Below are 21,934 nucleotides of genomic sequence, written 5' to 3' on the forward strand. Positions count from 1 at the left end.
GGCCGATGCGCGTCACCCACCTGCATCTGGTCGACTTCCGCTCGTACTCCGATCAAGAGATCGAGTTCGGGCCCAGGGTCACCACCCTTGTGGGGCGCAACGGTCAGGGCAAGACCAACGTGGTCGAGGCCGTCCGGTACCTGTCGACGCTGTCCTCGCACCGCGTCGCGGCAGACGCCCCGCTCATCAGGCAGGGAGCAGAGCGGGCGGTGGTGCGCGCGCGGGTCGAGAAGTCCGGCCGCTCCCTGGCGATCGAGGTCTCGCTCAACCCTGGCAAGGCCAACACCGCACGCATCGGACGTTCCGCTGCCAAGCCTCGCGACCTGCTGGGCGCGCTGCGCACGGTGGTCTTCGCTCCGGAGGACCTCGCTCTGGTCAAGGGCGACCCGGCCGGAAGGCGGTCGTTCATGGACGAGCTGTGCGTCGCGTTGCAGCCCGCGCTCGCCGGCGACCTCGCGGACTACGACCGCGTGCTGCGCCAGCGATCCTCGATGATCAAGACCGCGAAGAACGCCCGCGGCGACCTCACGATGCTCGACATCTGGGACGAGAAGCTGGCCGGACTGGGAGGCCGCCTGCTCGCCGCCCGACTGCGCGCGGTGCGGGCTCTCGGACCGCATGTGACCGAGGCCTACGCGGCCGTCGCCCCGGACGGCGGCGAATGCTCGGTGTCGTATGCGACGTCGCTGAGCTCGCACGAGGAGTGGGACGAGACGGCCGATGCGGCGGCGCTGTCGATGATGATGCTTGAGCGCTTGCAGGAGGTCAGGCCCAAGGAGCTCGACCGCGGCGTGACGCTGGCCGGACCTCACCGCGACGACCTCGACATCCACCTGGGAACGATGCCCGCCAAGGGGTATGCCAGCCACGGCGAGTCGTGGTCGTGCGCACTCGCGCTGCGACTGGGCACGTATGCGCTGCTCACCGACGAGGGCGGTCCGGATGGCGACGAGGACGGCGAGCCCGTGCTGATCCTGGACGATGTGTTCGCGGAGCTCGACTCAGGACGGCGCGCGGCTCTGGTCGAGCGCCTCGCGGACGCGAGCCAGGTGCTCATCACGGCAGCGGTCGCCGAGGACGTCCCGGAGGCGCTGCGCGGAAGGGTGCTCGTGGTGGCAGATGGCCAGGTCACGGGAGGCGAGGGCGGCGCGGATGACTGACGACGAGCCCACTCGCTCAGCGCAGGACCTCGCGCGTGAGGCGATGGAGCGAGCCCGCGCATCGGCCCGTCAGCGCGGCGCCTCCCGGACCACGCCCAAGGCCGGTCGCCGCCAGCGCGAGGACAAGCGACGTCAGTCGCAGCCGTACTCGAACGGGCGCGATCCCGCGGCGATGTCGGAGGCGGTCGACGCGCTTCTGCGGCGCATGGGCTGGACCGAGCAGATCGAGGTCTCGGGCGTCACCGGCCGTTGGCGCGAGGTCGTGGGCGACCAGATCGCGGATCACTGCGAGCCGGTCACCTTCGAGGAGGGCGTCCTCACCGTCAAGGCGAGCTCCACCGCGTGGGCGACGCAGCTGCGCATCATGTCCGGACAGATCCGCCACCGCATCAACGAGGAGTTCGGACGGGACATCGTGCGCGAGCTCACGGTGCTGGGCCCCACCGCGCGCACCTGGCAGCGCGGCCAACGACGGGTGCCCGGTCGAGGTCCGCGGGACACCTATGGGTGACGCGGTGTGGGTCGAGGGAGCTCAGATCGCGAGGGGAGCCACGGCGGTCGTCACGTACGGCGCTCCGGGAACTGTCGTGAAGACGTTGCTGCCGGGAGTGCCGAGCATCGTGGTGACTCTGGAGGCAGACGCTCTCCGCGCTGCTCGAACCGGCGGACTCCCCGTCCCCGAGCTGCTCGGCACGGATGTCGAGGGGCAGCCGCCGTCCCTCACTCTCGCCTACGTCGATGGTCCCGAGCTCGGGACGATGCTGGAGACCCGTGGTGCGGAATGGATCGGACGAGAGCTCGCGGAGATTCAGCATCAGATCCGTAGCGTGAAGGCGCCACCGCCACTCATCGGACTCCAGACGTACCTGCTCGAGGTGATTGCCCGAGGGCCACTGGACGGGCGCGTGCGCCACGCAGTGCTCGATCGCATCTCCGCCCTTCCGGGTGGCACCGCGTTGTGCCACCTCGACCTCCACCCTCGCAATGTGATCTGGAACGGCACATCGACGGTGATCGACTGGAACAACGGCTCCCGCGGTGACCCCGCTGCCGACGTCGCACGCACGCGACTCCTGCTCCGATCGATCATCCACTTCCTCCCGCGTCGCGAACGCAGCCACATGCGTCCCATCCTCATCGACGCGGAGACGTCCTTCGCCGCGGCGACGGAACGGCTCGCTCCCGGACTTCTGGATGCCTCTCGCGCGTGGGAACCCGTGATCGCCGCGATGCGCTGGGGCGAGAGCCCCCCGGCTGCCGAGCGCCGCAGTCTCGAGCCCATTCTGGAGCAGATTCTCTGACGGCTGCGAGCGCACCCGACGGTTTCTCCCCAAATACCCCTGAATCGCGCCAGATCGGCCCTAGAACCGACTAGAATGACGTGCAGTACACCGCGTCCCGTCCGAGGCCGCGAGAGTCCCGTGAAAGGCAAAATCTGTGGCCGACACCGACGCACAGGCGAGCCAGCCTGCCTACGGCGCCGAGAACATCACCGTCCTGGAGGGCCTCGAGGCCGTCCGCAAGCGCCCGGGCATGTACATCGGCTCCACCGGTGAGCGGGGACTGCACCACCTGGTCTACGAGGTGGTCGACAACTCGGTGGATGAGGCCCTCGCCGGCCACTGCGACACCATCACGGTGACGCTTCTCGAGGACGGCGGTGTGCGCACCACGGACAACGGCCGCGGCATCCCCGTGGACATGCACCCCACGGAGGGCAAGCCCACCGTCGAGGTGGTCATGACCATCCTGCACGCGGGCGGCAAGTTCGGCGGCGGCGGCTACGCGGTCTCCGGTGGTCTGCACGGCGTGGGCATCTCCGTGGTCAACGCGCTGTCCTCCAAGGTCGAGACCGTGGTCAAGCGCCAGGGGCACGTGTGGCGCCAGACCTTCGGGGACGGCGGCAAGCCGCAGGGCACGCTCGTCAAGGGCGAGGCCACCGACGAGACCGGAACCCAGCAGACCTTCTGGCCTGACGACACGATCTTCGAGACCACCGAGTTCGACTTCGAGACGCTGCGAGCCCGCTTCCAGCAGATGGCCTTCCTCAACAAGGGCCTCTCGATCACGCTCATCGACGAGCGCCCCGATCACATCGCGGCCGATGCGGATCCCGACGCCGAGGATCAGCCCACCTCGCGAGTGGTCACCTACAAGTACGACGGCGGCCTGGTCGACTACGTCAACCACCTCAACGACACCAAGAAGTCCGAGCGCGTGCACGCCGAGGTCATCTCCCTCGAGGCCGAGGACACCGAGAAGAAGATCTCCCTCGAGATGGCCATGCAGTGGACCAACGCCTACTCGGAGTCCGTGTTCACCTACGCGAACACCATCTCGACCACCGAGGGCGGCACTCACGAGGAGGGCTTCCGCGCGGCGCTCACCTCGCTGGTGAACCGCTACGCCCGAGACAAGGGGATCCTCAAGGACAAGGACGAGAACCTCACCGGCGACGACGTCCGCGAGGGCCTCACCGCCGTGATCTCCGTGAAGCTGGGCGAGCCGCAGTTCGAGGGCCAGACCAAGACCAAGCTGGGCAACACCGAGGCGAAGACGTTCGTGCAGAAGATCGTGGGCGAGCAGCTCACCGACTTCTTCGACGCGCACCCGAACGAGGCCAAGGACATCATCCGCAAGGCCATCCAGGCGTCGCAGGCGCGCATGGCCGCGCGCAAGGCCCGCGAGGCCACGCGCCGCAAGGGGCTGCTCGAGTCCGGCGGCATGCCGGGCAAGCTGTCCGACTGCCAGAGCCGCAACCCGCACGAGTGCGAGATCTTCATCGTCGAGGGCGACTCCGCGGGAGGCTCGGCCAAGGCCGGTCGCGAGCCCTACTTCCAGGCGATCCTGCCCATCCGCGGGAAGATCCTCAACGTCGAGCGCGCGCGCCTGGACCGGGCGCTCGCCAACCTCGAGGTGCAGTCGCTCATCACCGCGTTCGGCGCGGGGATCGGCGAGGACTTCGACATCGAGAAGGCCAGGTATCACAAGGTGGTGCTGATGGCCGATGCCGACGTCGACGGCCAGCACATCCGCACCCTCCTGCTGACGCTGCTGTTCCGCTTCATGCGCCCCCTCATCGAGGCCGGGTACGTGTACCTGGCGCAGCCACCGCTGTTCAAGCTCAAGTGGACCAACGCGGAGCACGAGTACGTCTACTCCGACAAGGAGCGCGACGCTCTGCTCAAGGCGGGCATCGCGGAGGGCAAGAAGATCCCCAAGGAGAACGGGATCCAGCGGTACAAGGGCCTGGGCGAGATGGACCACGAGGAGCTGCGCGTCACCACGATGGACCCCGAGACCCGCACCCTCCTGAAGGTGTCGATGGATGACGCCGCGCAGGCGGACGAGGTCTTCACGGTTCTGATGGGCGAGGACGTCGAGTCCCGCCGCAACTTCATTCAGCGCAATGCGAAGGATGTGCGTTTCCTTGACATCTGAGGTGTTCAACCACGGCAAGATCGAGGACGTCGATCTCAATACCGAGATGCAGCGGTCCTACCTGGACTACGCGATGTCGGTCATCGTGGGCCGTGCGCTGCCCGAGGTCCGCGACGGCCTCAAGCCCGTGCATCGGCGCGTGCTCTACGCGATGTACGACGGCGGCTACCGCCCCGACCGCGCCTTCTCGAAGTGCTCGCGCGTGGTGGGCGACGTCATGGGCAAGTACCACCCGCACGGTGACAGCGCGATCTACGACACGATGGTCCGTCTGGTCCAGCCGTGGTCCCTGCGCTACCCGCTCATCTGGGGCCAGGGCAACTTCGGCTCCGCCGGCAACGACGGTGCCGCCGCCTCGCGGTACACCGAGTGCAAGCTCGCTCCGCTCGCCATGGAGATGGTGCGCGACATCGACAAGGACACCGTCGACTGGCAGGACAACTACGACGGCCGCGAGCAGGAGCCGCAGATCCTGCCGGCCCGCTTCCCCAACCTGCTGGTCAACGGCTCCGCCGGCATCGCGGTGGGCATGGCCACCAACATCCCGCCGCACAACCTGCGCGAGGTGGCCAACGGCGTGCAGTGGCACCTCGATCACCCGGACGCCTCGCGCGAGGAGCTGCTCGAGGCGCTCATCGAGCGCATCCCCGGTCCGGACTTCCCCACGGGTGCGACCATCCTGGGCCGCCGTGGCATCGAGGAGGCGTACCGCACCGGTCGCGGCTCGATCACGATGCGCGCGGTGGTGAACATCGAGGAGATCCAGGGCCGCATGTGCCTGGTGATCACCGAGCTTCCGTACCAGGTCAACCCGGACAACCTCGCGATCAAGATCGCGGACCTCGTCAAGGAGGGCAAGGTCGGCGGCATCGCGGACATCCGCGACCAGACCTCTGGCCGCACCGGGCAGCGACTCGAGATCGTGCTCAAGCGCGACGCGGTCGCGAAGGTGGTGCTCAACAACCTCTACAAGCACACGCAGCTGCAGGACACGTTCGGCTGCAACATGCTGGCGATCGTGGACGGCGTTCCCCGCACCCTCGCGCTCGACGGGTTCATCCGCTACTGGGTGGCGCACCAGCTCGAGGTCATCCAGCGCCGCACCGCGTACCGCCTGCGCGAGGCCGAGCGCGAGGCCCACATCCTGCAGGGCTATCTCAAGGCGCTCGACGCGATCGACGAGGTCATCGCGCTGATCCGCCGCTCGCCGTCCGCCGAGGAGGCGCGCACCGGCCTGATGGAGCTGCTCGATGTGGACGAGGTCCAGGCGACCGCGATCCTCAACCTGCAGCTGCGCCGTCTCGCCGCCCTCGAGCGCCAGCGCATCCAGGACGACTACGCCGCCCTGATGGAGGAGATCACCGATCTCAAGGACATCCTCGCGGACGACGCCCGCCAGCGAACCATCATCTCCGACGAGCTGGGCGAGATCGTCCGCAAGTACGGCGACGAGCGTCGCACCGAGATCTCGCCCTTCGACGGCGAGGTGTCGATGGAGGACCTCATCGCCGAGGAGGAGGTGGTCGTCACGATCACCCGCTCCGGCTACGCCAAGCGCACGCGCTCGGACCAGTACCGCGCCCAGAAGCGCGGCGGCAAGGGCGTCCGTGGAGCGACGCTGCGCACGGACGACATGGTCGACCACTTCTTCGTGACGACCACGCACCATTGGCTGCTGTTCTTCACCAACCTGGGCCGCGTCTACCGCGCGAAGGGCTACGAGCTGCCCGAGGGCGGCCGCGACTCGAAGGGCCAGCACGTCGCGAACATGCTGGCCTTCCAGCCGGGCGAGGAGATCGCCCAGGTGCTCGACCTCAAGTCCTACGAGGACAAGCCGTACCTGGTGCTCGCCACCAAGCGCGGCCTGGTCAAGAAGACTGACCTCACCGCGTACGACTCGAACCGCACTGGCGGCCTCATCGCCGTGAACCTGCGAGACGTCGAGGGCGAGGATGGCGAGCTGCGTCCCGACGAGCTCGTCGCGGCGCGACTCGTGAGCCCGGAGGACGACCTCATGCTGGTCTCCCGCAAGGGACAGTCCGTGCGCTTCCACGCCACGGATGAGGAGCTGCGCCCCATGGGCCGTGCGACGTCCGGCGTGAAGGGCATGAGCTTCCGCGGCGACGACGAGCTGCTCGCGCTCGACGTGATCGATGCGTCCGTCCCGGACGCCGAGGAGCTCGGCGTCTCCGACGCCTCCGACGAGGACGCCGCGGACGTGGCGGCCGATGCGGGCGGTCCGTTCTCCTTCGTGGTCACCGAGAACGGGTTCGCGAAGCGCACGGCCGTGTCCGCCTGGACCCCCAAGCACCGCGGCGGGCTCGGCGTGAAGGTCGCCAAGCTCACCGAGGAGCGCGGCGACCTGGTGGGTGCGATGCTCGTGGACGAGAACGACGAGGTGCTCGTCATCATGGGCTCCGGCAAGGTGGTCCGATCCACCGTCTCGGAGGTCCCTGCCAAGGGCAAGGACACCATGGGCGTCACGTTCGCCAAGCCGGCCAAGGGTGACACCATCATCGGTATCGCTCGCAACGTGGAGCGCAAGCTCGACGTCGACGAGCCGCTCGAGGACGGCGAGGCCGACGGCGCACCGGAGGACAGCCCGGGCGAGTAGGGCCTCGACGCCGGGTTCTCGCTCTACCATCGGCATGTCGGCAGCTGTGCCGAGACGCGGAGACGGGGCTCGAGTGGAGATCAGTGCGGCCGTGACCTGGGCGGTGGCAGCCCTGGGGTTCGTGGCGTTCCTGGCGAGCGCGGTCTGGTGGGTCTCCCGCTATGACCGGCCCCGACGCGCGCGCCGGACGGTGGTCGCGATCCTCGTGGCGCTCGGCATCGTGGTGCTGGTGCCGATGGCATGGGTGGCGTACCTGTTCCTGGGACCGAGCGATCACGACCAGCTCGAGGAGGAGGCGCGGTACGAGGCCTCACCCGCGGGTGGCCCAGCGCTCAACGCTCCCGCCTAGACTCGCGATCCGCGATCCGCCGGCGTCTTCACGAACAGCAGCAGCACCATGCCGGCGCCCACCACGGCGATGATGCCGAGCGTGCCCCAGATGGTCGCGCCCAGCAGCTCGATGCTCGCCCACCACGCGAGCGGCGCGAGGAACGAGGCCGCACGCCCCGTGGTCGCGTAGAGCCCGAACACCTCGGCCTCGCGCCCGGCGGGCGCGACGCGAGCCAGCAGCGAGCGCGACGCCGACTGCGCCGGCCCCACGAACGCCGTGAGGATCAGCCCTGCGACCCAGAACACGATGGCGCCAGCGGCATTGAAGACCAGCACCGCGAGGCCCGCGGCCACCACGCCCCCCAACGAGAACAGGATGACCCGGCGGGGCCCTAGCCGGTCGTCGAACCGGCCGGCGATGATGGTCGCGACGCCGGCGATCGCGGAGGCGGCGATGCCGAAGACGATCACCGAGCTGTCGCCGAAGTCGAACGCCTGGGTCGCGAGGATCGCTCCGAAGGTGAACACCCCCGCCAGCCCGTCGCGGTACACGGCGGACGCAAGCAGGAACCAGAGCGTCGAGCGCGCGGTGCGCCACAGGTCGCCGAGGTCACGCCACAGCACGGCATAGCCCTGGAAGATCCCCACCCGCGGCCGACCAGCCGCGGCCGTCGACTCCGGCACGAAGGCGAAGACCGGCCAGGCGAACAGCAGCGTCCACACGGCGCAGCCCACGGCGATGACGCGGAAGGCCATGCCGTTGGAGGTGTCCATGCCGAACCAGTCGAGCTCGGTGAGCACCACCACGATCACCAGCGCGACGATCCCGCCCAGGTATCCGAGGCCCCAGCCCAGACCGGATACCCGGCCCATCGACCTCGGCGTCGTGACCTGCACGATCATCGCGTTGTAGTTGACGCCGGCGATCTCGCCGAACACGCCGCCGAGCGCGATCAGCCCCGCTCCCAGCCAGAAGTAGTCGGGAGAGGGCTGGACGAAGAACAGGCCCAGGGTGCACGCGACCACCAGCGCAGTCATGGCCCCCAGCCAGGCCTTGCGTCGCCCTGTCGCATCCGCCCTCTGCCCCAGCACGGGAGCCAGGAGAGCCACCAGGATCCCCGCGATCGTCATGCCCAGGCCGAAGTCCGCCGCGAGATCGCTGAGCGCCGTCTCGACCTGAGGCGAGTCCTCGCCCAGTGCCGCGATCTCCGGATCGATGAAGCCGTCCTTGGTCAGGTACAGCGCGACGAACACGAAGGTGATGATCACGGTGTTGAACGGCTGCGTCGCCCAGTCCCACAGCGCCCATGCCCACACCCGCCGGCGCGGGATGGTCCCGCCCTCGGCGGGCACGCGGGCGTCAGCGATGGAGGGCAGCACGTCGTCGTGGTCGCTCATAGGTCACAGCGTGCCCTACCTCGGTGAACGGCGGGTGGCGGGCGCGCGGCGATAGCATCAGCAGATGGATCCCGTCAGCGCGCCCACCACTCTCGACTGGCAGCAGGATGTGCTCGACGGGTACGAGCAGGCGCCGCTGGCCCCCGCGACGCTGATCCGGCGCATCGGCCGTCCCGAGCAGCCCCGCGCGGTGGTGCTGCACGTGCATGGCTACAACGACTACTTCTTCACCACGCATGTGGCCGAGGCGCTCACTGAGATGGGTCTGGCGTTCTATGCGGTGGACATGCGGCGCGCGGGGCGCTCGCTCCAGCCCGGCGAGAAGCCTCATCACATCACCGACATCGCGGAGCTGGGCGCGGACATCTCCGCTGCGGCCGCGGCTGCGGTGGTGGACGCGCGCGCGGTCACCGGTGATGACAGCCTCCCGCTCGTGGTCCATGCCCACTCGACCGGCGGCCTCGCGGCAGCCATCTGGGCATCCGACACCCCCGACCCCGACCTCGCGGCCGTGATCCTCAACAGCCCCTTCTTCGGGCTGCTGCTGCGACCGTGGGAGCGATACGCGATGACGGCCACGCCCGCGATCAGCCGGGTGCGGCCCGCGACGGTGATCGCGCGCGTGCCCTCGCCGTACACGGTCGCCCTGATCGACAAGGGCCGATGGGAGTTCGACCCGGCGTGGAAGAAGCCCGGCGGCGAACCCGCGACCGCTGGCTGGCTCGCAGCCACGCGCGCGGCGCAGCGCCGGGTGTCGCAAGGCCTGGACATCCAGGTCCCTGTCCTGGTGGGCCGCTCGGACTCCTCGGGCCCGGATCGTGACAGCAACCCGCGTCATCAGAGCCAGGACGTGGTGATCGACGTCTCTCTCATCGCGGCGTGGGCGCAGGGCCTGGGGCCTGATGTGCACGAGGTCGTGATCGACGGCGCCATCCATGACCTCACGCTGTCCGCGCCCGGGCCCCGTCAGGCCTTCCTCGACGCCGTGGAGGCGTTCGTGGATACAGTGCTGGAATGAGCGCTCGTCACCCGTACTTCGACAATGGCGGCCGCCCGGTCGCCCTCGCGCATCGTGGCTTCTCGCTCGAGGGGCTCGAGAACTCCATGAGGGCCTTCCAGGCGGCGGTGGACTTGGGATACCGCTATCTCGAGACCGATGCGCATGGAACCAGCGACGAGGTGGCGGTCGCGTTGCACGACTCGACGCTCGACCGCACCACGGATGCGACCGGAGAGGTCGCCGACCACCCGTGGTCGCGCGTCAAGGCTGCGCGCATCGGCGGCGTCGAGCCCGTGCCGCGCCTTGAGGACATCCTCGGAACCTGGCCCGACGTCAAGGTGAACATCGACGTCAAGGGCGAGTCCGGCATCGGCCCCATCGCGGCCGCGATCGAGAGGACCCAGGCGCACGATCGCGTGTGCGTCGGCTCGTTCTCGGCGGATCGCCGCCGGGCGACACTGAAGCTGCTGTCCAAGCCGGTCGCGACTCCCGCCGCCCAGCGCGAGGCGATCGCGTGGTGGATCGGCGTGTGGACCGGGGCGGACGCGCAGGCCACCCTGGGAGACGTGGACGCGCTGCAGATCCCGTGGCGCAACGGGCCGGTGCCGTTCATCGGCCGCAAGCACATCGACGCCGCGCACGCCGCGGGGCGCGAGGTGCACATCTGGACGGTGAACAGGCGCGATCACATGGAGCACCTGCTCGACCTCGGCGTCGACGGCCTGGTCTCGGATCGCGCGGACATCCTCAAAGACGTGCTGGTCGCTCGCGGACAGTGGGCCTAGCCGCCCCTCAGATGAACAGGGTGCTCCCGGACTCCTGAGCCTCGCCCAGGAACGTCGCCACACCGCCCAGCTCGACGCCCTCGATGAGGTCGGACTGCGCGATCCCCAGCAGGTCCATGGTCATGGTGCAGCCGATGAGCCTGGCGCCACCGGCCTGCGCTGCGGCGACGAGCTCTGGCAGCGGCTGGACATCGTGCTGGCGCATCACCCTGCGGATCATCGCTGTGCCCGCGCCTGCCATGTGCATCTGTGACAGCGTCAGCTTGTCCGCGCCCCGCGGCATCATCGCGCCGAACATCCTCTCCATGGCCGTGCGCTCGCGTGGTGGGGGATCCTCGCGACGCAGGGCGTTGAGACCCCAGAACGTGAAGAACATCGACACGTCCTGCCCCATCGCGAGCGCGCCGTTGGCGATGATGAACGCCGCCAGGACCTTGTCGAGGTCGCCGGAGAACACCACCATCGAGGTCTTCGCCGGTCCGGGGGCCGATGAGCTGGTCACCGGCGCGGTGCCGCCCTTGCGGAAGGTCGCGACGTAGCCGGGACCCTGTGGCTCCATCGACACCAGGGTGTGCCCGTTCTTCGATGCCCACGCCGGCCCGTCGAGGGCGAACCCTGGATCCGAGACGGTCACGCGGATCTCGTCCCCCGCATCGGCCGTCCTCATGGCGGCGGCGAGGCGCATGATGGGGCCCGGGCAGGCGAGACCGGTGCAGTCGAGGTCGGTGAGCGCGCCGGTGGCCGCCGCGACCGCGGAGGCCACCGAGACGTGCTCGGCGTAGCTCTCCATGGGTGGCTGTGCCTCCGAGCTCTCGCCACCATGGTGCACGTGCTTGAAGGTGGTCGAGCCGCCGGACAGGGTCGCGACGTCCTCGAAGCCGGTCTGGACGAGGATGCGGTGCGCGAGGTACGAGCGGAAGCCCACGGCACAGTACAGACGCACGGGAGTGGTGCGATCCCAGTCGGCGATCGCATCGCGGAGCGTGGCGAGCGGCACGCTCTGCGCTCCGGGGATGTGCCACAGGTCGTACTCCTCCGGGGTGCGGACGTCGACCAGGCGCGTGCCGGCCGTGCCCGCCGGGTAGTCCTGGGCGTACCAGAGGCTCAGGTCGCCGCGCAGCACGTTCGCGGCGACGAAGCCTGCCATGTTGACGGGGTCCTTGGCCGAGCCGAAGGGCGGTGCGTAGGCGAGCTCCTGCTCCTCGAGGTCGTACACCGTGAGGCCTGCGCGGATCGCCATGGCGAACAGGTCCAGCCGCTTGTCGACCCCGTCGAATCCGCACGCCTGCGCGCCCAGCACCCGCCCGTCCGTGGGCGCGAAGAGCAGCTTGATGTGCATCATCGCGGTGCCGGGGTAGTAGCCGGCGTGGCCGGACGGATGGAGGTGCACCACGCGGTAGGCGACGCCTGCCGCGTCGAGCTGACGGGCGGTGGCGCCGGTCCCGCCCGCGACCATGTCGAACACCTTGACGATGCTGGTGCCCTGCGTCGAGCGGTACTCGGTGTCGCGTCCGCAGATGTTCTCGGCCGCGACGCGCGCCTGGCGGTTCGCGGGACCCGCGAGCGGGTTCAGATGCGTGCCCGGCAGCACCGGGTGCGGCGTCTCGACGGCGTCGCCCGCCGCCCACACGTGGGGGTCGGAGGTGCGCATGTGGGTGTCCACGGCGATCCCGCCCCGAGGCCCCAGCTCAAGGCCGGCCTCCGCTGCCAGCGCCACGGCCGGCTTGACGCCGGCGGCGAGGATCACGAGGTCGGCATCGATGGTCGTGCCCGAGTCGAGCTCGACGGCGACACGCTCGTCCTGCTCTCCGTCGCCGCCCTCACCGCTGAGTGGCCGGAACGCCGCGGCGGCGGTGGACAGGTGCAGGCCGATGCCACGAGCGGTCAGGTGCTGCTCGACCGGTGCGGCGATCTCGTGGTCGACGGGCGGCAGTATCTGGTCCGACAGCTCGACGACGTCGACCTTGACGCCGCGGTGGTGCAGGTTCTCCGCCATCTCGAGGCCGATGTACCCGGCGCCGACCACCACTGCCCGGACCACGCCGCGGCGACCGGCCCGCTGTGCTGCGAGAGCGGCATCGAGTCGCGCCTTGATCCGGTCCATGTCGCCGATGCGCCGCAGCACGTGGACGGTGGGGTGGTCGATGCCGGGCAGCGGTGGACGCACTGCCTCGGCGCCCATGCACAGGGCCAGCGCGTCGTAGCTCTCGGTGGTCTCCTCGCCGGTGTCCGTGTCGCGCAGCGCGACCGTGCGCGAGGAGCGGTCGATCGCTATCACCTCGGTTCCCAGGCGCACATCGAGATCGAGGGCCTCCCTGAGGCTCTCCGGCGTCTGCAGGATCAGGCGCGACCGCTCGGTGATCACCTCGCCCACGTGGTACGGCAGGCCGCAATTGGCGAACGACACGTGATGACCGCGCTCGAGCACGATGATCTGCGCCGTCTCGTCGAGACGGCGGGCGCGTGCGGCGACGGACGCTCCGGCGGCCACTCCGCCGACGACGACGATCTTCATCACATACCTCCGGGGGTATCAGGTGTCGTCTTCACGCTAGGACGCCGCCGTGCCGTGCACGCGGGTCCTTGGTCCCGAGGCCCGCGCCGACGCGCACGATCGCTACCTTTTGACAGAGTCAAAACAAGCCCGTATGCTCACACCGATGACCACGTCCACCGCTGTCCCAGCTCCAGACGCCGTCGCGATGCTGCGCGACGCGGGCCTGCGCGTCACGGACACGCGCGTGGCGGCGATCGCCGCGCTGCATGTGCTGCCGCACTCGGGCGTCGACACGATCCTGGACGCCGTGGGAGACGCGCTCCCCGCCACCTCGCGCCAGAGCATCCACAACGTCCTCACGGACCTCGTCGCGGCCGGTCTCGCACGCCGCATCGAGCCTGCCGGCCAGCCCGGACTCTACGAGCTTCGCGTGGGCGACAACCACCACCACATCGTGTGCCAGCGATGCGGTGCCGTCGCCGACGTCGACTGCGTCACGGGGCACGCGCCCTGCCTGACGCCCAGCCAGACTAGCGGCTTCGACCTCGCCGAGGCCGAAGTCACCTTCTGGGGCACCTGCGCCGACTGCTCAGCCGCCATGGCTGCGCGGGTCGACGCCGGCTCCCCCCGCTGACTCGCCCACTGCCAATCAAGGAGAGAAACGTGTCTGAGAAGTTCACCACCACCAACGCCGGGGCGCCCGTCGCCTCCGACCAGCACTCGCAGACCGTCGGCAACGACGGCGTCACCACGCTGACCGACCACTACCTGGTCGAGAAGCTCGCGCAGTTCAACCGTGAGCGCGTGCCGGAGCGCGTGGTCCACGCCAAGGGCGGCGGCGCGTTCGGCACCTTCACCGTCACCAACCCGGAGATCGCGAACTACACCCGCGCCGCGCTGTTCCAGCCCGGCGTCGAGACGGAGATGCTCGCGCGCTTCAGCTCGGTGGCCGGCGAGTCGGGCTCGCCCGACACGTGGCGCGACCCCCGCGGCTTCGCGCTCAAGTTCTACACCTCCGAGGGCAACTACGACCTCGTGGGCAACAACACCCCGGTGTTCTTCATCCGCGACGGGATCAAGTTCCCCGACTTCATCCGCTCGCAGAAGCGCCTTCCTGGCTCGCACCTGCGTGACAACGACATGCAGTGGGACTTCTGGACCCTCCAGCCCGAGTCCGCCCACCAGGTCACCTGGCTCATGGGCGAGCGCGGCCTTCCCCGCTCGTGGCGCGAGATGCAGGGCTACGGCTCGCACACCTACCAGTGGATCAACGCCGAGGGCGAGCGGTTCTGGGTCAAGTACCACTTCAAGAGCCAGCAGGGCGTGCACGGACTCTCGATCGACGAGGCGGCCCAGCTCGCAGGCTCGGACGGCGACCACCACATCCGCGACCTCTACGAGCACATCGAGGCCGGCGACTTCCCGCGCTGGGACCTCAAGGTGCAGATCATGCCCTACGAGGACGCCAAGGACTACCGCTTCAACCCGTTCGACCTCACCAAAGTGTGGCCTCACGGCGACTACCCGCTCATCGACGTGGGCGTCATGGAGCTGAACAAGAACCCGGAGAACTACTTCGCGCAGATCGAGCAGGCGACGTTCGCGCCGTCCAACTTCGTGCCCGGCATCGGCGCGAGCCCGGACAAGATGCTGATGGCGCGCATCTTCTCCTACGCGGATGCTCACCGCTACCGCGTGGGCACCAACCACGCTGACCTGCCGGTGAACGCCGCCAAGAACGCGGACCCGCACGGGCACTCCTACTCGAAGGACGGCGCGATGCGCTACTCCTTCTCCTCCGCCTCGACCCCGGTGTACGCGCCCAACAGCACCGGAGGTGCGCACGCGGACGCGGAGCGTGCGGGCGACGCGGGCAACTGGGAGTCGGACGGCGAGATGGTGCGCGCCGCCGCGACCCTGCACGCCGAGGACGACGACTTCGGTCAGGCCGGCACCATGTACCGCGAGGTGTTCGACGACCAGCAGAAGGCGCACATCCTGGAGCAGATCACCGGCCATGTGGGTGCGGTGAAGTCGGATGACATCCGCGAGCGCGCCATCCAGTACTGGACCAACGTCGACGCGGACCTGGGCGCCAAGCTGCGGTCCAACCTCGAGGCGGCCGGTGCTCCCGAGGAGGCCGGAGAGCCCGGCACCGGCTGGGAGCCCGCCCAGGTCTGACCTCCACCGGGCCGATGCGCGGCCGCCCTCTGCACAGAAAGCGGCCGCGCATCGGGCCCCTGCGGCGTGTCCTCAGGTGGTGCGCTCCGCAGAGCCCTGGCACAATGGGCGACAGGATCCGGTGACCGCTCCCAGCGGCGCCGCGAGACGAGAGTCACCGGACGGCGCAGCGCGCCGCACCCCGGTCATGGACCATCGGCCGGGCCGTCCCACCCCCCTAGGACGGTCCGGCCGATGCACGTCTGCGGCCACCAGCCCCCGCGACGGGTCCGAGCCGTCACAGACGGGGACGGACCACCGAGGCGTGGGGAACCTCTCGCGCGTGCTCAGACGTTCGGGTACGGTGGGCCGAACAGCGGTCGGGGCCGGTGACGATGCCCGGCGATCGCGCTCTCACCGGCCTCAAGTACCCTTGACACCATGCTCGTGCCCTCGCGCGGGCCAGGAGGAGACGTCATGAATGCGGACGACCGCGCCACGTCGAGCACCAGCTCGACCTTCACGCCGCGCCCGGATGGCGCCGCGGCGCCCACGTCGCAGCCGCAGCGCACCTCGCTGCGCCCCATCACGGGAGAGGTTCCCTCCGGCCAGCAGCGCGCCGCCGCGCCGTCGTACGCGCCCGTGTCCGGCCAGCAGCCCGCGGCGTCGAGCGCGCAGGCCCCCACGACGAACGCGCCGTCCCCGTTCGCTCCGGTGACCGCACCGCAGCCCACGTCGGCGCCCCAGCCGTCCTCCGCGCCGCAGCCCACCAGCTCGCCGCAGCCGACGTCTGCCCCGCAGCCCACGCGCGCCTCCCAGCCCACCACGGGCGACCAGCAGTCCTTCGTGGGCGGCACGGCCGCCGGCGCGAGCGTGGGCGCCACGCTCGGCACGGGCTTCGACAAGATCAAGGGCTTCGCCATCAAGGCCAAGGACGATCTCACGGCAGGCGACGACATCCGGGCCTCCGAGCGCAGGGGCGGCCCGCGCAAGGCCCGCGTCCTCGTCTCCCGCATCGACCCATGGTCCGCGCTCAAGATGGGCTTCCTGCTGTCGATCGCCCTGGGCATCATGCTCGTGGTCGCCGTCTACGTGATCTGGTCCGTGCTGAACTCGATCGAGTTCTTCGGGCTGGCGAACGACTGGGTGCAGCAGCTGTTCACCGCGGAGCAGGAGGTCAACATCATGCCGGTGTTCGACCTCAACAAGTGGATGGCGGCGTCCACCCTCGTCGCCGTGGTGAACGTGGTGCTGCTCACCGGGTTGTCCACGCTGGGCGCGCTGCTCTACAACACGGTCTCCAAGGTCGTGGGTGGCGTGTACGTCACCCTCACCGACGACTGACGAGCGCCCGCGCCAGGTCTGTCCGGCATCGGCCGCCACCGGTTTTGTCGCGCGCGTGGCGGTGCTGTATTGTTGGTCGCCGCGGCCTTCGCCGCAACGGGCCCATAGCTCAGGCGGTTAGAGCGCTTCGCTGATAACGAAGAGGTCGGAGGTTCAAGTCCTCCTGGGCCCACCGAGGTGGTCGTATGAAGAAGATCGTCGTCCTCGCCGCAGTGATCGCGGCGGCTGCTCTCGCGTATGGGGCCCTGGCCCGTGACGCGAGACGCGACATCTGGGATGATGTCCACCACGAGTTCTGATCACTGATCGGGACGCGGGGCCTTAGCTCAATTGGTAGAGCGCCTGCTTTGCAAGCAGGAGGTCGGGGGTTCGATTCCCCCAGGCTCCACCATCCTCAGGCGCAGTGCGTGCACAATCTCCTTGTGACGGCACCCCTGACCCCTCCGCCGCTGGACGGCGGCCTCGATCTCCCGTACCTCGTCTACGGCACCCTGCGCGAGGGCGGTTCGAACGCCCACCTGGTGACGCGCCACGGCGGCCGATGGACTGGCTCGCTCATCCTCGACGGCTTCGCCATGGTCGACGCGCCCGCGGGCTATCCGTACGTGCTTCCGCGCGACGGTGCGGCGGTGCGGGCCGAGGTCGTGATGCCACCGGCCGACGCACGGGCCCAGGTCTCCCTGCGCCGCGACCTCGACCTTCTCGAGGGCTTCACGTTGGGTGGGGCCGCGAACAACTACGAGCGCGTCCCGCTGACCTTCGTCGACCCACGGGACGGCGCGGACAGGTGGGGCTGGCTCTACGTGGCCGGCGCCGGGGCGCTGATCGACGGGCTGCCGGCGATCGAGTCCGGGGACTGGTTCGCGCGGCCCTGAGAGCCTGCCCCCGCGCACCCGACTTCGCGCATCGGTCGCATCCGACGTAGCCTGAGGAAGCCCGCGACCGCGGCGCACGAGGCCTGCAGAGGAGGCGCGATGAGAGCGATCGCCTGGGCGGCAGCGTCCGCGCTGATGCTCGCCGCATGCTCGGGTGGCGAGGACGATGCTGGGCCCACGGCCAGTCCGAGCCCCAGCACCCCTGCCCCGACCGCCACCGACGCGCAGCCCGCGCCCCAGGCCGAGCAGCCGGCTGAGGGCGCGCCGGTGACACTGCTGGTCGACGGGGTCGCCCAGGACGTGACGCTGGACATCTGCAGCCTCGAGTCCGCCTACGACTCCACGGATCCGCGGATGATGACGGCCGCGGGAGCGACGGGCTTCCCGGCGTTCGAGTTCACGCACTATCCGCCGGAGATCGTCGCGGCGGAGTTCACGGATGCCGAGGGCGCCGCGAGCTATCGCACCAACGAGCCGGACAGCTTCGACATCACCATCACGGACACCGGCGCGACAGGCACCATCGTGATGGGCTCGCTGGCGGGCCAGAACGCTGACATCACCGTCGAGTTCGCCTTCTCCTGCCCAGCCGATGCGGCGGACGGTGGCGACGGCGGTGAGGCCGGCGGCGATGCACCGGAGGTGGCGAAGGAGGGATACGTCGAGTGGGCGGGCGCACGCTCGGACCTGGACGCCTCCGACTTCGACCCGAGCGCCGGCACGGGGCTGTGCGAGACGCAGGACGTCACTGGCCTCGAGGGCGACGACTACTTCCGCATCGCGACCACCCTCGACGACGGCACCGACTTCTTCCTGACGTCGGACGACGGCCTCGTGCTGGGCGACTCGTTGGCGCCCATCGAGACCACCCTCGCGGATCTCGTCAAGGACGGCCGGACCGTCACCGGATCCGCGGACACCCCCACGGGGCCGCTGAACTTCAGCTTCACCTGCTGACCGGGACGGTCACCGGGCCCCCTCAGTCCGCCCAGCCCAGCGAGCGGTCCACGCCCTTGTGCCACTGCGCGAAGGCGCGCTCGCGCGCCTCCGAGTCGACGCGAGGCTCCCACCGCGCCCCCTCGCGCCACAGGCTCCGCAGCTGGTCCATCGACTCCCAGAAGCCCACGGCGAGCCCGGCCGCATAGGCCGCTCCCAGCGCCGTGGTCTCCGCGACCTCGGGCCGCACCACCGGAACTCCCAGCGCATCGGCCTGGATCTGCATCAGCAGATCGTCGACCACCATGCCGCCGTCGACCTTGAGCTCCGTCAGCACCGTGCCCGTGTCCGCGACCATCGCGTCCAGCACGTCGCGGGACTGCCACGCGACGGCCTCGAGCGCCGCTCGAGCGATGTGGGCGTGGTTCGTGAACCGCGTGATCCCCAGGATCGCGCCGCGCGCATCGGAGCGCCAGTGGGGAGCGAGCAGGCCCGAGAACGCGGGCACCAGCACCACGCCACCGCTGTCCGGCACCCTGCTCGCGAGCTCCTCGACCTCCGCGGCGGTCGAGATGATCCCCAGCGAGTCGCGCAGCCACTGCACCAGCGAGCCCGTGACCGCGATCGACCCTTCGAGCGCGTAGGCGAGCTCCCCGGACTCGAGCTCGTAGGCGACCGTCGTGATGAGGCCGTTGTCGGAGAACACCGGCTGCGACCCGGTGTTGAGGAGCACGAAGTTGCCCGTCCCGTAGGTGTTCTTCGACTCTCCCGCCGCGAACGCCGCCTGCCCGAAGGTCGCAGCCTGCTGGTCGCCCAGGATTCCCGTGATGGGCACCTCCCGCAGGAGGCTGGTCTGGCTGACCCGGCCGAACGCATCCGAGGAGGTGCGGATGTCCGGCAGGCACGCGAGCGGCACGTCGAACAGCGCGAGCATGGTGTCGCTCCACTGCCGGTTGCGCAGGTCCATGAGCAGCGTGCGCGACGCATTGGTGACGTCCGTCGCGTGGACGCCGCCGTCCGGGCCGCCGGTGAGGTTCCACAGCAGCCAGCTGTCGATGGTCCCCACGAGGATCTCCCCGCGCTCCGCGCGCGCCTGGCCCTCGTCCACGTGGTCCAGCAGCCAGCGAATCTTGGAGGCGGAGAAGTACGCGTCGAGCGGCAGCCCCGTCTCCTGCACGAACGCATGGCGCCCGTGCTCCTGCGTGAGCCGGTCGATCAGCGGCTGCGTGCGCGTGTCCTGCCACACGATCGCCGGATGCACGGGAGTGCCGGTCGAGGGATCCCACGCCACCACGGTCTCGCGCTGGTTGGTGATCCCCACCGCCGCGATGTCGTGACGGGTCAGCGACGCGCGAGCCAGGGCGAGCGCGACCGACTCCCGCACGTTCTCCCAGATCTCCAGCGGATCGTGCTCGACCCAGCCGGGCTGGGGAAAGTGCTGACGATGCTCCACCTGGCCGGTGGCGATGACCGTCGCCGACTCGTCGAACACGAGCGCGCGCGAGCTGGTGGTGCCCTGATCGATGGCCACGATGCACGTCACGATGGGCTCCTTCGCTCGCTCTCCCTCCCACGAACCTACGGGCACCGGCGGGTGAGGCGCCACCGCGATGCTGCCTCCACCATTGCGCACCGGGGCGCGTGGTGATGAGGTGGAAGGCATGACGGACAGACTCGCGAGCAGCATCGCCGGCGGGGCGCGCCCCACGGTGCTGGTGATCGGCGGCGGCATCAACGGACTCGCCGTGTTCCGCGACCTGTGTCTGCAGGGAGTGGACGCTGTCCTGGTCGAGCGCGGCGATATCTCTGCCGGCGCATCGGCCGCCTCGAGCCGCATGGTGCACGGCGGGCTGCGCTATCTGGAGTACGGCGAGCTGCGGCTGGTGCGAGAGTCGGTGCAGGAGCGCAACCGACTGCTGCGCAACGCCGCTCACCACGTCGCGCCGCTTCCCACGACCATCCCGCTGCGCCGCTACTGGTCCGGCCTGCTCACGGCGCCGCTGCGGCTGCTGCGCCTGACCCGCTCCGCCCACCACAGCGAGAGAGGCGCCGTGCTGGTCAAGGTGGGCCTGCTCGCGTATGACGCGTTCTCCGGCGCTGGCGGGCCGGTGCCGCGCCACGAGTTCCGCGGGCGGCGGCGCTCGCACCAGATGTTCCCGGCTCTCGCGCCGGAGGTCCGCTGCACGGCGACGTACTTCGATGCCGCCGTCGCGCAGCCCGAGCGCGTGGCGATCGACCTGCTGAGGGATGCGCTCGAGGCCAACCCGCGCTCGCGAGCGGTCACCTACGCGGAGGTGACGGGCGTGGAGCCGGAGGGCGCCGTGGTCACGGACGCCGAGACGGGCGAGACCGTGGTGGTGGACGCGAACGTGATCGTGAACGCCTCAGGCCCCTGGACGGACCTGACGAACGCAGCCCTGGGCGAGCCCACCGCGTGGATGGGCGGCACCAAGGGCTCGCACATCGTCGTGGACCATCCGGAGCTGCTGGCGGCGACCGGCGGTCACGAGATGTTCTTCGAGCACGCGGACGGGCGCATCGTGCTCATCCACCCCATGCACGGGCGCGTGATGATCGGGACCACGGACATCCCGGCGGATCCACGCGAGCCGGCCCGCTGCACCGAGGACGAGGTGCAGTACTTCCTGGACCTCGTCGCGGACGTGTTCCCTGGCATCACCGTCGAGCCCGCGCAGATCGTGTACCGCTTCGCGGGCATCCGGCCCCTGCCACGCGCTGACCGCACGGCGCCCGGGGCGGTCTCGCGGGACTACCGGATCGAGACGAGCGAGGACGCGCAGGGGCGGCTGCGGCTCAGCATCGTCGGCGGAAAGTGGACCACGTTCCGCGCGCTGGGCGAGCGGGTCGCGGATCAGGTTCTGGAGGCGCAGGGGCTGTCCCGGCTCCGCGACACCCGCGACGTGGCGATCGGCGGCGCCCGCGGGCTTCCCCTGAGCGCCGACGATCGCCTGGAGTGGGCCGCCGACCACCTGGCTGCTGCCGAGCCCGGCCGCCGCGACGAGCTGCTGCGTCGGTACGGGACGCGCGCGCCCGAGGTCCTCGACCATCTCCGCGACGGCGAGGACCACGCGATCCTGGGAGACCGGCTCAGCATCCGGGAGGTCGACTATCTCGTGGCAGCCGAGCATGCGCGGACCGTCTCCGACATCCTCCAGCGACGCACCTCGCTGGCCTTCGAGGGTCGCGTGACCCGGGAGGTGGTCGAGCGGGTGGCCGATGCGATGGCGCCCAGGATGGGATGGGACGAGGCCCAGCGTGCCCGTCAGGTGGCGCGGTGCGTGAGCGAGCTCGCGGATGGCCACGGAGTGGAGATCGGCTCGCCGGTGGGGTGAACGCAACGGCGCCCCGGCCACGAGGGCCAGGGCGCCGCAGG

General features: G+C 69.9%; 17 protein-coding genes and 2 tRNA genes. 16 read left to right on the top strand and 3 right to left on the bottom strand.

Annotation, left to right across the window (positions count from 1 at the left end):
- Positions 1–5: 5 nt before the first annotated feature.
- From recF to Dac01nite_RS04225, 6 genes are all read left to right on the top strand, one after another.
- Complete coding sequence (gene recF, locus Dac01nite_RS04200) at positions 6–1,160, top strand: DNA replication/repair protein RecF (RefSeq protein ID WP_203653576.1); 1,155 nt, start codon at positions 6–8, stop codon at positions 1,158–1,160.
- Complete coding sequence (locus Dac01nite_RS04205) at positions 1,153–1,671, top strand: DciA family protein (RefSeq protein WP_203653577.1); 519 nt, start codon at positions 1,153–1,155, stop codon at positions 1,669–1,671. Before recF ends, Dac01nite_RS04205 begins: the two co-directional genes overlap by 8 nt.
- Positions 1,664–2,461: a phosphotransferase family protein gene (locus Dac01nite_RS04210; protein ID WP_203653579.1), complete on the top strand. Its 798-nt coding sequence runs from the start codon at positions 1,664–1,666 to the stop codon at positions 2,459–2,461. The genes Dac01nite_RS04205 and Dac01nite_RS04210 overlap by 8 nt, the downstream gene beginning before the upstream one ends.
- Positions 2,462–2,597: 136 nt before the next feature.
- Positions 2,598–4,601 (top strand): DNA topoisomerase (ATP-hydrolyzing) subunit B, encoded by a 2,004-nt coding sequence (gene gyrB / locus Dac01nite_RS04215; protein WP_203653581.1) that lies wholly within the window; start codon positions 2,598–2,600, stop codon positions 4,599–4,601.
- Positions 4,579–7,215: a DNA gyrase subunit A gene (gene gyrA / locus Dac01nite_RS04220; RefSeq protein WP_373307227.1), complete on the top strand. Its 2,637-nt coding sequence runs from the start codon at positions 4,579–4,581 to the stop codon at positions 7,213–7,215. The genes gyrB and gyrA overlap by 23 nt, the downstream gene beginning before the upstream one ends.
- A 73-nt stretch (positions 7,216–7,288) precedes the next feature.
- Positions 7,289–7,564 carry a hypothetical protein gene (locus Dac01nite_RS04225; protein ID WP_203653585.1) on the top strand — a complete coding sequence of 92 codons (276 nt, stop codon included), beginning with the start codon at positions 7,289–7,291 and terminating at the stop codon, positions 7,562–7,564.
- On the opposite strand, the gene Dac01nite_RS04230 is transcribed toward Dac01nite_RS04225, so the two are convergent.
- A complete protein-coding gene (locus Dac01nite_RS04230) occupies positions 7,561–8,943 on the bottom strand; it encodes an MFS transporter (protein WP_203653587.1) in 1,383 nt (460 codons plus the stop codon). The two genes, Dac01nite_RS04225 and Dac01nite_RS04230, sit on opposite strands and share 4 nt — an antisense overlap.
- Before the next feature lie 64 nt (positions 8,944–9,007).
- Between Dac01nite_RS04230 and Dac01nite_RS04235 the strand changes: the two genes are divergently transcribed.
- Entirely contained in the window at positions 9,008–9,961 is a 954-nt protein-coding gene (locus Dac01nite_RS04235; RefSeq protein WP_203653589.1) for an alpha/beta hydrolase, read from the top strand.
- A complete protein-coding gene (locus Dac01nite_RS04240) occupies positions 9,958–10,728 on the top strand; it encodes a glycerophosphodiester phosphodiesterase family protein (RefSeq protein WP_203653591.1) in 771 nt (256 codons plus the stop codon). The genes Dac01nite_RS04235 and Dac01nite_RS04240 overlap by 4 nt, the downstream gene beginning before the upstream one ends.
- Positions 10,729–10,735: 7 nt before the next feature.
- Here Dac01nite_RS04240 and Dac01nite_RS04245 read toward each other — a convergent pair whose 3' ends face one another.
- Entirely contained in the window at positions 10,736–13,243 is a 2,508-nt protein-coding gene (locus Dac01nite_RS04245; protein ID WP_203653592.1) for an FAD-dependent oxidoreductase, read from the bottom strand.
- Positions 13,244–13,388: 145 nt separating this feature from the next.
- Here Dac01nite_RS04245 and Dac01nite_RS04250 point away from each other — a divergent pair, with 145 nt between their 5' ends.
- From Dac01nite_RS04250 to Dac01nite_RS04280, 7 genes are all read left to right on the top strand, one after another.
- Entirely contained in the window at positions 13,389–13,859 is a 471-nt protein-coding gene (locus Dac01nite_RS04250; RefSeq protein ID WP_203653594.1) for a Fur family transcriptional regulator, read from the top strand.
- Between the two features lie 29 nt (positions 13,860–13,888).
- Positions 13,889–15,406, top strand: a complete 1,518-nt coding sequence (locus tag Dac01nite_RS04255; protein WP_203653596.1) for a catalase — start codon at positions 13,889–13,891, stop codon at positions 15,404–15,406.
- A 456-nt stretch (positions 15,407–15,862) separates the two neighbouring features.
- A complete protein-coding gene (locus Dac01nite_RS04260) occupies positions 15,863–16,729 on the top strand; it encodes a DUF3566 domain-containing protein (protein ID WP_203653598.1) in 867 nt (288 codons plus the stop codon).
- Positions 16,730–16,827: 98 nt separating this feature from the next.
- Positions 16,828–16,901, top strand: a tRNA-Ile gene (locus tag Dac01nite_RS04265).
- Between the two features lie 143 nt (positions 16,902–17,044).
- Positions 17,045–17,120, top strand: a tRNA-Ala gene (locus tag Dac01nite_RS04270).
- Positions 17,121–17,151: 31 nt separating this feature from the next.
- Positions 17,152–17,604, top strand: coding sequence for a gamma-glutamylcyclotransferase family protein (locus tag Dac01nite_RS04275; protein WP_203653600.1), 453 nt, complete (start codon positions 17,152–17,154; stop codon positions 17,602–17,604).
- Positions 17,605–17,703: 99 nt separating this feature from the next.
- A complete protein-coding gene (locus Dac01nite_RS04280; RefSeq protein ID WP_203653602.1) occupies positions 17,704–18,561 on the top strand; it encodes a hypothetical protein in 858 nt (285 codons plus the stop codon).
- A 22-nt stretch (positions 18,562–18,583) separates the two neighbouring features.
- Here Dac01nite_RS04280 and glpK read toward each other — a convergent pair whose 3' ends face one another.
- Positions 18,584–20,086, bottom strand: coding sequence for a glycerol kinase GlpK (gene glpK / locus Dac01nite_RS04285; RefSeq protein WP_203653769.1), 1,503 nt, complete (start codon positions 20,084–20,086; stop codon positions 18,584–18,586).
- Positions 20,087–20,201: 115 nt separating this feature from the next.
- Between glpK and Dac01nite_RS04290 the strand changes: the two genes are divergently transcribed.
- Positions 20,202–21,893, top strand: coding sequence for a glycerol-3-phosphate dehydrogenase/oxidase (locus Dac01nite_RS04290; RefSeq protein WP_203653603.1), 1,692 nt, complete (start codon positions 20,202–20,204; stop codon positions 21,891–21,893).
- Positions 21,894–21,934 lie beyond the last annotated feature (41 nt).

The organism is Demequina activiva (assembly GCF_016862815.1).
Taxonomy (GTDB): Bacteria; Actinomycetota; Actinomycetes; order Actinomycetales; family Demequinaceae; genus Demequina; species Demequina activiva.